The organism is Sinorhizobium fredii USDA 257 (genome assembly GCF_000265205.3).
Classification (GTDB): domain Bacteria; phylum Pseudomonadota; class Alphaproteobacteria; order Rhizobiales; family Rhizobiaceae; genus Sinorhizobium; species Sinorhizobium fredii_B.
In genome coordinates, this window is record NC_018000.1 from 1,317,127 (window position 1) to 1,329,347 (window position 12,221).

At 62.1% G+C, this 12,221-nt stretch carries 12 protein-coding genes; 3 read left to right on the plus strand and 9 right to left on the minus strand.

Translation table 11 applies throughout. The features are described from left to right. Nucleotide 1 precedes the first annotated feature (1 nt). From USDA257_RS06055 to USDA257_RS06095, 9 genes are all read right to left on the minus strand, one after another. Nucleotides 2–1,042 (minus strand): LLM class flavin-dependent oxidoreductase, encoded by a 1,041-nt coding sequence (locus tag USDA257_RS06055; RefSeq protein WP_014762022.1) that lies wholly within the window; start codon nt 1,040–1,042, stop codon nt 2–4. Between the two features lie 3 nt (nt 1,043–1,045). Beyond that, entirely contained in the window at nt 1,046–1,978 is a 933-nt protein-coding gene (locus USDA257_RS06060; protein WP_014762023.1) for a flavin reductase, read from the minus strand. After that, nucleotides 1,975–2,802, minus strand: a complete 828-nt coding sequence (locus USDA257_RS06065; protein ID WP_014762024.1) for an alpha/beta fold hydrolase — start codon at nt 2,800–2,802, stop codon at nt 1,975–1,977. Before USDA257_RS06065 ends, USDA257_RS06060 begins: the two co-directional genes overlap by 4 nt. Before the next feature lie 23 nt (nt 2,803–2,825). Continuing rightward, nucleotides 2,826–3,428 (minus strand): amino acid synthesis family protein, encoded by a 603-nt coding sequence (locus tag USDA257_RS06070; protein WP_014762025.1) that lies wholly within the window; start codon nt 3,426–3,428, stop codon nt 2,826–2,828. A gap of 166 nt (nt 3,429–3,594) precedes the next feature. Then, nucleotides 3,595–4,479, minus strand: a complete 885-nt coding sequence (gene purU / locus USDA257_RS06075) for a formyltetrahydrofolate deformylase (protein WP_014762026.1) — start codon at nt 4,477–4,479, stop codon at nt 3,595–3,597. A 144-nt stretch (nt 4,480–4,623) separates the two neighbouring features. After that, nucleotides 4,624–5,445 carry a 3-methyl-2-oxobutanoate hydroxymethyltransferase gene (locus USDA257_RS06080; protein WP_014762027.1) on the minus strand — a complete coding sequence of 274 codons (822 nt, stop codon included), beginning with the start codon at nt 5,443–5,445 and terminating at the stop codon, nt 4,624–4,626. A 46-nt stretch (nt 5,446–5,491) separates the two neighbouring features. Continuing rightward, nucleotides 5,492–6,718: an NAD(P)/FAD-dependent oxidoreductase gene (locus tag USDA257_RS06085; RefSeq protein ID WP_014762028.1), complete on the minus strand. Its 1,227-nt coding sequence runs from the start codon at nt 6,716–6,718 to the stop codon at nt 5,492–5,494. A gap of 39 nt (nt 6,719–6,757) precedes the next feature. Further along, a complete protein-coding gene (locus USDA257_RS06090) occupies nt 6,758–7,075 on the minus strand; it encodes a MocE family 2Fe-2S type ferredoxin (RefSeq protein ID WP_014762029.1) in 318 nt (105 codons plus the stop codon). A gap of 51 nt (nt 7,076–7,126) precedes the next feature. Next, the gene (locus USDA257_RS06095; protein WP_041413947.1) at nt 7,127–8,212 is read right to left on the minus strand and encodes a fatty acid desaturase family protein; all 1,086 of its coding nucleotides are present in this window, start codon (nt 8,210–8,212) and stop codon (nt 7,127–7,129) included. A gap of 156 nt (nt 8,213–8,368) precedes the next feature. Between USDA257_RS06095 and USDA257_RS06100 the strand changes: the two genes are divergently transcribed. From USDA257_RS06100 to USDA257_RS06110, 3 genes are all read left to right on the plus strand, one after another. Further along, complete coding sequence (locus tag USDA257_RS06100; protein WP_014762031.1) at nt 8,369–9,400, plus strand: LacI family DNA-binding transcriptional regulator; 1,032 nt, start codon at nt 8,369–8,371, stop codon at nt 9,398–9,400. Nucleotides 9,401–9,590: 190 nt separating this feature from the next. Continuing rightward, nucleotides 9,591–10,901: a calcium-binding protein gene (locus tag USDA257_RS06105; protein WP_014762032.1), complete on the plus strand. Its 1,311-nt coding sequence runs from the start codon at nt 9,591–9,593 to the stop codon at nt 10,899–10,901. Nucleotides 10,902–11,080: 179 nt separating this feature from the next. After that, complete coding sequence (locus USDA257_RS06110) at nt 11,081–12,163, plus strand: ROK family protein (protein ID WP_014762033.1); 1,083 nt, start codon at nt 11,081–11,083, stop codon at nt 12,161–12,163. Nucleotides 12,164–12,221 lie beyond the last annotated feature (58 nt).

Here is a 12,221-nt window from a genome sequence, read left to right on the forward strand (position 1 = left end):
CCTACTCCGCAAATGCCGGCATGACCTCGGCGATGAAGCGCTCGAGCGAGGCCTTCTTGCGCTCGAAGCTCATGCCCGTATCGATCCAGAAGGAATATTCGTCGTAGCCCAACGCCTCGTAGGCCTTCAGCCGAGCGATCACCTGATCGGCAGTTCCGACGGCGAGGTTCTTGCGCATCACCTCCGGTGAGACGATGGCGTTTTCCGCCATCTCCTCTTCGGTGATGGTTTCGATGAGGCCCTGTCGGATCGGCCTTTCGTTTTTGAACCAGGCAAAGAAGTAGTTGTAATAGACGCTGAGCTCCTTGGCCGCCTGCTCGAGATCGGCTTCGTCGGTGCCTACATAGGCATGCTGCAGCAGCATGATCTTCGGGCGCTCGATCTCCGGCTTCTTGGCGCAGGCCGCCTCGAAGCGCTCCATCAGGCTGGCGATCTCGCCGTCGCCGTTCCAGAGCGGCGTGACCTGCACGTTGCAGCCGTTGGCGACCGCGAATTCATGGCTGTTGGGGTCGCGCGCCGCAACCCAGATCGGCGGATGCGGCTCCTGCACGGGCTTCGGCGCCGAGGTCGTCGACGGAAACGTCCAGAACTCGCTCTCATGCGCGTAGTCGCCTTCCCAAAGCCCCTTTATGGCAGGAATGAGCTCGCGCATCCGCTGGCCGGCGCCCCAGGCGTCGAGCCCGGGGGCGAGCCGATCGTACTCGAAACTGTAGGCGCCACGGGCGATGCCGATATCGAGCCTGCCCTCGGTGATAATGTCGGTCATCGCTGCTTCGCCGGCGAGCTTGATCGGATGCCAGAATGGCGCAATCACCGTGCCGGTACCGAGCCGGACATTCTTCGTGCGGCGGGCGAGATCGGCGAGGCTGAGGAACGGATTGGGCGCGATGGTGAAACTCATGCCGTGATGCTCGCCGGTCCAGATGGCCGAGAAGCCGCCACGGTCGGCGATCTCGCAGAGCTGGATGAACTCGCGGTAGAGGCTCTCGTCCGTCTGCCCGGGGTTGAGGCGCTCGAGATGCACAAAAAGCGAGAATTTCATGGGTCAGGCCTTTCTGGCGAAGGGGTGAACCTTGCCCTGTTTCTCATCGCCGACATAAACGCCGAAATTGCCCAGCGCGCTCTCGGCTGCAAAGCGCCTCAAGAGATCGGCGGTGGCCGGATTGTCCATGTTGTCGAGCGGCAATTCCGCAAGGGGAACAAAGCGTCCGGCCTGGGTTTCGCCGGGTTCGGCGCCGGCGCGATAGACGATGTGCTGGTGACCGGTCGTCTTGTTGTCGTAGACCGAATAGAGAAAGCCGACCTCGATCGCCAATCCCGTCGTGGCCGTCAGATAGTCCTGCAGCACCGCCAGTGCCTCACCGCCCTTGAGGGCCATTTGCGGCAGGCGCCAGCGGCCGTCGGCCTCCGGGATCAGCAGGACCGCGCCGTCGCGCTCGACGACGGCGGCAATCAGCGGGGCGCCCTCGGCGGCGGCCGAGACCGCCTTGCCGGACAGGCCCGGCGTGATGTAGCTGCCGCGCGCAAAGCCGAGCCCGGCCATGGCGCCGTTCTCGAAGGCCTCCACGCGGCCGATCAGGATGGCGTGGTCGCCTGCGTCGACAATCTCGTTCAGCGAACAATCGAACCAGGCGCTGACGCCGGCCAGGATCGGCGCACCATGCGGACCGCGCTTCCATTCGACCGCCGCGAACCGATCCTCCACCGGTTTGGCAAAGGTGTTGGACACGGCTATCTGCTTTTCCGAAAGAACGTTGACCGCAAAACCATTGGCTGATGTCATCGTCGCGAAATTGCGTGAGGTCTTGGCGATGCAGACGAGCAGAAGCGGCGGGTCGATCGACACCGATGCGAAGGAGTTCGCGGTAAAACCGATCGGATTTCCGGACGCGTCGTTCGCCGTGACGACCGTCACCCCGGTCATGAATGACCCGAAAGCGTCGCGCAGTGTGCGCGGGTCACAAGAAGCTGCTGTCATGACTTCTCCCCTTCCCTTGAGAGCCAGTCCGCGAGAATCGCATTGACCGTATCCGGCGCCGTCAGATTGACCATGTGGCGGTGCCCTTCGATGATATGCGCCCGGCCGCACGGCGCCGCGACGGCCATGGCAAGCGCCATTTCCGGCGTCGAGTTCGGGTCCTCCGAACCGGTCAGGAACAAGGCCGGACAACGCACCTGGGGCCAGCGCGCAGCGTAAACATTGTCGCCATGCGCAAAGGCATTATAGGCGGTCGCATAGCCTTCAGGGTCGACCGTCTGCAGCCAGCTTCGCGTCAACTCATAGAACGGCGCAGTTTCGCTGCCCTCGCCGAACCAGCGCTTCAGCGGCCCATCGACATCGGCCGCACGCTCGCCGATCGTCAGGGCCCGGGCGATGACGGCTGCCTTGGCATCAGCGTCGCGTAGGTAGACGCCATTGAGAAGCGCCACGCGGCGGATGCGTGCACCAAATGTGGCCGCCGCACCGCCAGCGATCAGCGCGCCCATCGAATGGCCGGCGAGATTGACGCGGTCCAGCTTCAGATCGTCAAGAAGGACGCCCAGCCAGGCGACGAAATCCTCGAGCTTCGCGTCAGCATCCAGCCTGTCGCTCTCACCATGTCCGGGCATGTCGACGGCAATGACGCGGTGCCGGGCGGACAGGGCGACAACCTGCGGCGTCCAGGCTTCGAGCCGCATGCCGACCCCGTGGATGAGGACAAGCGGTTCGCCATGACCGATCTCCACATAGGCGGTACCATGCGCCGTTCGAGCTCGCCTGGCACCGAGACCCGTGAATTCTGTTCGCTCAGATTGAAGCATCGTCGTGGTCCAGGACTACGGCGTCAAACGCCGGCCGGGTTGGCGACATCCTGCCCGAGATCCTTAAGATCCTGGTAGCGGTCGCCAATGCGGTGATGCGGACGTCCGCCCACCGAGGCGCCAAGCGCAACGACGATCTCGTTTGCCGCCGGCGCATCGGCGACGGAGGTCTGGATGGTCAGGTAGTGCGAGCGACGCCCTTCATCATTCTTGTCCATGAGCGGGATCATCAAGGCGGCGTTTGCCGGACCGCGTGTATTGCAGAAGGCGAGGTAGGATTTGGCGCCGACGGCTTGGCGGTAATGATTGCCGAAGCGCAGCGTGTGGATCAGCGCCGATGCATGCTCGACCTCGCCGTCGAGACCGACGATCGCCGATTTTCCATAAGCCTCGACCGCCTCGCCCGACCCGACCGCGTCGATGATCATCCTCGTCAGTAGTTCACCAAGAACCGGCGCAGCGGCATGAATTTCCGGCTTCAGGTTCTCGACATAGCCGGCGCCGGCCCAGGGGTTCTTCACCACGGCTATGGCCGAATAGAGCTTCAGCGGCACGGGCGCAGTCTTTCCGCCTTCGATCAGCGTCGTCTCCACCTGCAGCAGCGTCTTACGGATTTCGATGGGCATCGCCGTCTCCTCAATCTCTATTACATAGTATGGTATGCCATAATACTGCCAAGTCAAGGGGCGTTTTGAGGATGCAGAAGGCGAGGAAATTCAGCGTCATGAAATGAAAAACCCCGCTCGGGGGCCGAGCAGGGGCTGTCGATTGGTGGAATTTTTTTTTGAAGCTTCAGCCCATCCGTTCCGAAGCGTAGGATCCCGGGCTCGGCGGGAAGACCACGACGCGGTTGCCGTTGATGAAGCAGCGGTGGTGGATATGGGCATGGACGGCGCGGGCCAGCACCTGGCTTTCGACGTCGCGGCCGATCGACACGTAGTCCTCGGCCGACTGCGCATGGGTGATGCGGGCGATGTCCTGCTCGATGATCGGCCCCTCGTCGAGGTCGGCGGTGACGTAATGCGCCGTCGCGCCGATCAGCTTGACGCCGCGCTCATAGGCCTGCTTGTAGGGGTTGGCGCCCTTGAACGACGGCAGGAACGAGTGGTGGATGTTGATGATCCGCCCCGACATCTTCTTGCAGAGCGCATCCGACAGGACCTGCATGTAGCGGGCCAGCACGATCAGCTCGGCACCGGTCTGCTCGACGAGCTCCAGCAGCTGGGCTTCGGCCTTCGGCTTGTTCTCCTTCGTCACCTTGATGCAGTGGAAGGGGATGTCGTGGTTGACGACGACCTTCTGGTAGTCGAAGTGGTTGGAGACGACGCCGACGATGTCGATCGGCAGAGCGCCGATCTTCCAGCGGTAGAGCAGGTCGTTCAAGCAATGGCCGAAACGCGACACCATCAGCAGCACCTTGGTGCGCTCTGACTGGTCATGGAGCGCCGTTTCCATCGCGAATTTCGCGGCAATCGGCTTCAGCCCTTCCTCGATAGCGGCGCGACCGACGCCTTCCTCCGAGATGAAGCTGATGCGCATGAAGAACAGGCCGGTTTGGAGATCGTCGAACTGCGAGCTGTCGATGATGTTGCAGCTCTGTTCAGCGAGATAGCCGGAAAGCGCCGCAACGATGCCGCGGGTGGATTTGCAGGTGACCGTCAAAACGTAAGTGTGCATCATTCGTCCTTGCTGTCGCGTCTGTAGGCGCTCGGCCCATTGCATGTTCCCTAGATCGCAGCCAATCTAAGGATAAAACATGCAGCAATTCAAAGTCCAACAGCGACCTTTATGCGCCTGATAAGACGCGCGGCGCTGTAACTATCACCTTGCAGGAAGCGCCGTCTGCTCCTGTGCGTCGATCTCCTTGAGAAAATCCTCCAACTCGCCCGGCGCTATGCCGACCAGATGCGCCTTTTCCGGATAGGCGCGGGATCGTACATCCTCGGCATATTCGCGGAAAGCGACGATGCGCTCCTGCTGCAGCCGTTCGAATTCGGCGGCAAAGTCGCGGTAGACCTTGGCATGGCGCGGATAGTGGCCGCGATTCTGCCCGAGCACGTCTTCGGCAAATAGATATTGCGCATCACATCCGGTACCCGCGCCCATGGAGAGCATCAGCAGCGACGTGCGCTGCGAGATCGCGGTTGCGACTTCGGCGGGCACGACCTCGATCTCGGCCGCGAAGGCGCCTGCCTCTTCGAGCGCCTTGACCTGGCGCCAGATCTCGAGCGCGCTTTGCGCCGTCTTGCCGACGGCCCTGAAGCCGCCGGTCCAGGTCGCCTTGGACGGGATCAGCCCGACATGACCGCAGACCGGAATGCCTTCCTCGCGAAGCCGCCTGACCGTCGAAAGACCGGCGGCACAATAGACGGCATCGCCGCCGGCCCGCATCGCCTGGAACGCGCCGCGCAGATAGTCCTCGGCGGTGACGAAGTCGCCATATTCCAGGCCCGGAAAGGCGAAGACCGTAGGCGCCGCCTCGCGGAATTGCGGCCCGAGCAGCGCCGGCGGAACGGATACGAGGTCGATACCGGCCTTCTCGGCGGCTTCTGCCTCCTCCAGCGTCACGACGCGCAGCATGGTGAGTTGCCTCTTGCCCTTGATCGACAAGAGATCGGCAACGGTCGGTCGACGGTGTTTCATGGAAATCTCCGGATGAATGCTTGAAAAGCGCGAACTCGGGCGGGTTTCAGGCCGCCAGCAGCTTCTTGAGCTTGGTTTCAGGCGAGGACAGCGCCGCCGGGTCGGGCCTGCTGCCCGCGGCGATCAGCATTTCCGCAAGGCGAATGTCGCGGGCGACCGCATTGCCTGGCCCGATGCCGCTCGCGGCGATCAGCCGGCCCTCGCCGTCGAGGTGGAACAGAATGAAAGCGTCGTCGGTGAGCTGGCGCCGGACGGTCGTCGCGGCGCCATCGGCGAGGCCGGCGATCTGCAGGGTCAGTTCGTATTGATCCGACCAGAACCACGGTACGCTTGCGAGAGGCTCGGCCGCGCCCATCAGATTGGCCGCAGCGAGCGCTCCCTGCTCCTGTGCATTGCGCCAAGCTTCGAGCCGCACCCGCCGACCGTCATAGTGCGAGAGGGGAAAGGAACAGCAGTCGCCGGCTGCATAGATGTCGGGGTCCGATGTCCGGAGCGTCTCGTCGACAGCAATGCCGTTTTCGATCAAAATCCCGGCAGCCTCTGCAAGTTCCGTATTCGGGATCGCTCCGATGCCGACGACAATGAGATCGGCGGGCATACAGGCGCCCTCGGCGAAGACGACGCGCGCGCCATCATCATCCGCCTCGAGCGTCGCGATGCGGGCGCCGCAAACGATCTCGACGCCTTCCTGCCGGTGCCGCTCGGCAACGACGGCTGCGATCTCCTCCGGAACGCTGCGAGAAAGGACGCGCGGCAAGCCCTCGATGAGCACGACATCGGCGCCGAGCTTGCGGGCCGTCGCAGCAAGTTCGAGACCGACAAAGCCTCCGCCGATGATGGCGAGCTTTCGCCCGGGCCAAAGGGCGGCCCGGATCGCCAGAGCGTCGGCGTGGGTCCGGAGCATCCGGATGCGCTCGGCGTTCCCGCACACGCCTGGAAGGGCGCGTGGCCGGGCGCCGGTCGCAAGCAGCAGCCGATCGTAGTCAATCGTGCGACCCTCCGCGAGCCTGACAACCTTCTGCTCACGGTCGATCGCCTCAACCGGGACGCTCGTCAGTACGGCAATTCGAGCCTCCTCGTAGCGCGGGGCGTCGGCCACCAATTTCGGCGGCTCGGCGCCGACGAGCCCGTGCTTGGAAAGCGGCGGCCGCTCATAGGGGAGATGCGGCTCGGCGCCAATCAGCGTGATTTCGCCCTGGAAACCTTTCTCCCTGAGGGCAAAGGCCGCCCTCGCGCCGCATTCGCCGGCGCCGACGATAACGATATGGCTCATGTTCTCCTCCCCTCGCGGCTGAAGCGTCGGGCCGCGTGCTCAGGAAATCGCAATGAAGACGCTGCCGGCCTCGAGCTTGACCGGATAGGTCTTCAGATTGACGCAGACGGGAGCACCTTTGGCCTGGCCGGTCTTGTAATTGAAGCGGCCGTTGTGCTTCGGACATTCGATGATGTCGTCCATCACCAGGCCGTCGGCAAGGTGGATGTGCTCATGCGTGCAGAGACCGTCGGTGGCGAAATATTCGTCATCGGGACTGCGGTAGACGGCAAACGTACGGCCTTCGTGATCGAAGCGGATGACGTCTTCTTCATCGATATCGTCGGCGGCGCAGACCTCGACCCAGTTCGAGCTCATTGGTTTCCTCCATTCGATGCAGTGAATGCGATTTCCGGCTTTTCGTCGCGCCTACTCGGCGGCGACCGGCTCGCTGTGGAACTCTTCGCGATAGGGCTTCGCCGTCGGCGGAAGTTCGCGCTTCAGGAAATAGTCCTCGTTGCACAATTGCCGAAGAAAGGCCGGGATCATCTCGCGATAGCCGTCGAGGATCGACGGATTGGCCGCGGGCAGGTCGTGCTTGATCATCGCGTGCAGCTTCGGCAGCGCGTGATAGGGCACCATCGGGAACATGTGATGTTCGACGTGATAGTTCATGTTCCAGTAGATGAAGCGGCTCACCGGATTCATATGGACCGTGCGGCTGTTCAGCCGGTGGTCGGTGACGTTGTCGGCGAGGCCGCCATGCTGCAGAAGGCCCGTCAGCACGTGATGCCAGGCGCCGTAAAGCCGCGGCAGGCCGATCAGCATCAGGGGCACGATGGAGCCGAGATAGATCGACAGACCGATGGTCGCGACATGGATGGCGAGCCAGATGCGGGCGACGAGGATCGCCTTCGGCCGCTCCATCTCCGGAATGAAGGTCTTTTCCGCGGCGCTGATGACGCCTAAGGCGTTCCGCACCATGTCGATGACGGCATACCAGACATCGATGATACCGAAGAAATTGAGAACGAGACGGAGAAGATCCGGCGGCCGCATGACGGCGATTTCCGGATCGCGGCCGACGATGACAGTGTCCGTGTGGTGGCGGGTGTGACTCCAGCGCCAGGTCACCGGGTTGCGCATGATCATGAAGCAGGCGATCTGATAGACGGCGTCGTTCATCCACATCGTCTTGAAGGCCGTGCCGTGGCCGCATTCATGCCAGCGGCTATCGGAGGCCGAGCCGTAGAGGACGCCATAGGCGAGGAAAAACGGCACGGCGAACCAAGTGCCCCAGAAATAGATGCCGAGGCCGCCGAAGAGAACCATGCTGCCGAGCCAGATCGAAGTATCGCGGATGGCGGGACCATCCTCGCGCTTCATCAGTTCCTTCATCTGCTTGCGCGGAACCTCGGTATGGTACCACTCGGCCGCGGCAAGGCCGTTCGCCACTGCCGCCTGGGCATCGCGGCCCAGCAGGCTGTAATCCCGTTTCGTCGGAACCGTCGTCATCCCTGCCTCCCGAGGCGCGCTCCGTTTGCGCTTCCATCTGATGCGAAGAGAATAAGTTGACTTTTGACAGCTCTCAAGGCAGTCATGATATATTCTCTCAAAACACATCAGAAAGACGACCTCATCAATGAGGTAATGCTGTCAGGGAGGCGCCAAATGAGCAGCAGGCCAACGATCGCGGATCTGGCGCGCGCCGCGGGGGTTAGCGTTGCGACGGTGGACCGCGTCCTGAACGGGCGTCACCCGGTGCGCGAGGAAACGGCACGGCGCGTCTATGACGCGGCAAAGGCGATCGGCTATCACGCCGTCGGCCTGCTGCGGCAGCGCGTCTTCGAGGACCTGCCGCAATACCGGCTTGGCTTTCTCTTGCAGAAGCCGCAGCAAGCGTTCTATCAGGCGGTCGCGAAGGAAATGGAGAATGCGGCGTTGACGCTGACCAACGTCCGTGTCGTTCCGCAGGTCGACTTCGTTGCCAATTCCACCCCCGCAGGGATTACCGAGAAACTCAAGGCAATGGCAGCGCGCAATCAGGCGATCGCCTTCGTCGCCCCTGACTATCCGGCCGTGACGGCCGCGGTCGAGGATCTGAAGCAGCGCGGCGTTCCGACTTTCTCGTTACTCTCCGATTTCGCGTCCGGCGTACGCGAAGGCTATATCGGCCTGAACAATCAAAAGGTCGGGCGAACCGCCGCCTGGATGATCGCCAGGGCGGCGGGCCGGCCGGGCAAGGTTGCTGCCTTTATCGGCAGCCACCGCTTCCTCGGCCACGAACTGCGCGAGATCGCCTTTCGCTCCTATTTTCGCGAGAAGGCGCCCGAGTTCGAGGTGTTGGACACGATGGTGAACCTCGACACCGCCGAAATCACCCATGAGGCGACGCTCGACCTCCTGAAGCGTCACCCGGACCTTCTCGGCTTCTACGTCTGCGGCGGCGGCATGGAGGGAGCGATTTCGGCGATCCGCGAGGAGAAGCTCGTGGGCAAGCTGCTCGTCGTCGTCAACGAGCTGACGCCGGAGTCACGCGCAGCCCTTGCCGACGAGGCGGTGATCATGGCGGTGGCCACGCCGGTCCAGTCCCTGGCGCGAGAGACGATCAAACTGATGATCGGCGCCATCGACCGGGGCACCGCCGGCGTACCCGGACAGACCATCCTGCCCTTCGACATCTTCACGCCGGAGAATATCTAGCGCCCCATGGCATCCTGCTTTTCCTACCGAAATTTTCCGGTCAAATGATCTCAGGGTGACTGTTCTCTCCCTCGGCAAAAAGCTAAGACATCACAACCGATAGGCGAGTCAAACGCCAAGACTCGGAAACTATCATGCTGGGTCCACCGGAAGCATCACACGGCGGAGCGGCGCATAGGAGAGGGTAAGAATGGCAACCTTGAATTTCTTTTTTCCGGGAGGGAAGTATCCGCAGAGCTATACGCCGGCGATACCGGGGTTCGTGGGCTTCAATCCGCAATTTGGCGACCTGGCCGATCTCACGACCGCCACGCTCATAAGCAAATCCTCGACACAGATCCGTTTTCAGCTCGACAACGGCCTCAAACTGGCGATCACAGGCTCCGGCTTCACCTTCAACGCAGCCGGCCAGGCTACCGGCGGAACGATCACAAAGTTCGACCTGTTCCAGAACAATGGCACCACGCTCGTCCAATCGCTGACCGGGCTCAGCCTGTCTCTGGTTCTCTTCGAAGACGCGGCCGACGCTTACGACCCCTTGGGCTTGGAGCAATGGCTGCTGAGCCGCAACGACACCATCAACGGCTCCGCCGGCAATGAGGACATGTACGGCTTCGGCGGCAATGACGTACTCAAGGGAAACGGCGGCGATGATTATATGGAAGGTGGAGCGGGCAAGGACACCTATGACGGCGGCAGCGGATTTGACGAGGTGAGTTTTGACGATGCCTACTGGAATGCCAATGCGTTCAAAGGAATCGTGCTCGACGCAGCGGCCAAGACAGTCACTGATCCATATGGGAACAGCGAAACCTTCGCGAATATCGAAGCTTTCAGAGGAACGCAGTTTGCCGACAGCATGAAGGGTTCGTCCCTCGGCGAGGCGTTCATCGGTCTCGGCGGACGCGACACGATTGATGGAGGCGGTGGCTTCGATTTCGTGGGCTATCAGCGCGATGCGGACTTCGGCGGCACGGCCGGCGTAACCGTCAATCTCTCCACCGGCGTAGCCACCGACGGCTTTCGCAAGCAGGACAAGCTTATCAGTATCGAGGGTGTGCGCGGCACGAACTTTGCCGACAGCCTGACGGGCAGCTCGGTCGCCAACATCCTAAGAGGAGAAGGAGGCAACGATCTCCTCGCCGGCGCTCTTGGAAACGACACCTTGCTCGGCGGCGGCGGAAAGGACGCGTTCCTTTTCAACTCAACGCTGAGCGCCTCCAATGTCGACTTGATAGACGATTACAGCGTCGCCGATGATACGATCCGTCTAGAGAATGCGATCTTCACCGCAATCACCGGAACCGGAACACTGACCGCGGCGCAGTTCGTGAAGAACACCGGTGGAACGGCGGCGGACTCCAGCGACCGGATCATCTACGAGACGGATACCGGGATGCTGTACTACGACAGCAACGGCAGCGCGTCCGGGGGGCGGATACATTTCGCCACCATCGACCCGAATCTTGCGCTGACATTCGCGGATTTCTTCGTTGTTTGACCCCAATGGGCGGCGTTCCTACGGCCGCCCCATAGTTCGCCTCGATCAGCAGTTTTTCGGATCGCCCGCAGCCGAACAGCGAGGCCCGTCCTTCGGCTTGGGAACATCGCCCTGCCCCCTCACGTTGTAAGTCACGCCGCCAGCGGACAAATGCAGGCGAGGCTTCATGAGGAGGTTGCGTGGGCAGATCCGTGAACGAAAAACGAAATGGTGCCCCGCTCATCCATGGTGCCGACGATCTGCCGTCGGTCACGGTCGACGATTACAATATGGGACTTCGTTCCGGCGACGGCTTCCTAGGCGACAGGGCCAACAAATTCGCCTTTCAGGAAAAGCTCGGTGCCTGGCGCAAGCGCGTGCGCAAGGGCGGTGAAGACCCGCTCGGCAAGACGCCGACCGGCGACCTGTCGAAAAAGCAGATCGATGCATTCCTGCTCGGCGACGACAAGGAGGCGGCCGCCCTGGTCATGGGAGCTGTCGACGAATTTGCAGGCGAACTCGCCGTCGTTCTCGGGAAATTCCTGCAGCAGAAGAGCTGGAAGAATACCGAGCGGGTGGTGATCGGCGGCGGCTTCCGTGGGAGCGCCGTCGGTGAACTGGCAATCGCCCGGGCGATGGTGCTCTTGAAGGCCGACGGTCTCAAGATAGAGCTCGCTCCGATTGTCCATCATCCGGATGACGCGGGACTTATCGGCGCCGCCCACCTCATGCCGAGTTGGATGCTGAAGGGACACAAGGCCATGCTCGCCATCGATATCGGCGGCACCAATGTTCGAGTGGGCATCGTCGAACTGCGCTTGAAGGAAGAAACGGACCTCTCAAGGGCCAAGGTCTGGAAGTCGGCCATCTGGCGCCATGCGGATGACAAGCCTAATCGGAGCGCGACGATCGATCGTCTCATCACCATGATCGATAAGCTGGTTGCCAAGGCGGACAAGGCGGGGCTGGCGCCGGCACCGGTGATAGGCGTGGCCTGCCCCGGCGTCATCAATGCCGACGGATCGATCCTGCGCGGCGGACAGAACTTGCCGGGCGGCAACTGGGAAAGCGAGCACTTCAACCTGCCCGTCGTCCTCAAGAAGGCCATTCCTCAAATCGGCGAAGAGGAAACCTTCGTGATCATGCACAACGACGCCGTCGTTCAGGGGCTCTCGCAGATACCCTTCATGCAGGACGTCTCGGGCTGGGGAATTCTGACGATCGGCACGGGCCTCGGCAACGCTCACTTCAGCAACAAACCGGAAAATCGCAATGCCACCTGAGCCGCGCTGCCGTTGCCTTTCCGGCAGGGGCTCCTAGCTACCGAAATGACAACTTCTT

What these genes read in the sequence shown, in the direction of transcription:
- USDA257_RS06055 (WP_014762022.1), bottom strand. Translation starts at nt 1,042, where the DNA reads ATGAAATTCTCGCTTTTTGTGCATCTCGAGCGCCTCAACCCCGGGCAG.
- USDA257_RS06060 (WP_014762023.1), bottom strand. Translation starts at nt 1,978, where the DNA reads ATGACAGCAGCTTCTTGTGACCCGCGCACACTGCGCGACGCTTTCGGG.
- USDA257_RS06065 (WP_014762024.1), bottom strand. Translation starts at nt 2,802, where the DNA reads ATGCTTCAATCTGAGCGAACAGAATTCACGGGTCTCGGTGCCAGGCGA.
- USDA257_RS06070 (WP_014762025.1), bottom strand. Translation starts at nt 3,428, where the DNA reads ATGCCCATCGAAATCCGTAAGACGCTGCTGCAGGTGGAGACGACGCTG.
- purU (WP_014762026.1), bottom strand. Translation starts at nt 4,479, where the DNA reads ATGCACACTTACGTTTTGACGGTCACCTGCAAATCCACCCGCGGCATC.
- USDA257_RS06080 (WP_014762027.1), bottom strand. Translation starts at nt 5,445, where the DNA reads ATGAAACACCGTCGACCGACCGTTGCCGATCTCTTGTCGATCAAGGGC.
- USDA257_RS06085 (WP_014762028.1), bottom strand. Translation starts at nt 6,718, where the DNA reads ATGAGCCATATCGTTATCGTCGGCGCCGGCGAATGCGGCGCGAGGGCG.
- USDA257_RS06090 (WP_014762029.1), bottom strand. Translation starts at nt 7,075, where the DNA reads ATGAGCTCGAACTGGGTCGAGGTCTGCGCCGCCGACGATATCGATGAA.
- USDA257_RS06095 (WP_041413947.1), bottom strand. Translation starts at nt 8,212, where the DNA reads ATGACGACGGTTCCGACGAAACGGGATTACAGCCTGCTGGGCCGCGAT.
- USDA257_RS06100 (WP_014762031.1), top strand. Translation starts at nt 8,369, where the DNA reads ATGAGCAGCAGGCCAACGATCGCGGATCTGGCGCGCGCCGCGGGGGTT.
- USDA257_RS06105 (WP_014762032.1), top strand. Translation starts at nt 9,591, where the DNA reads ATGGCAACCTTGAATTTCTTTTTTCCGGGAGGGAAGTATCCGCAGAGC.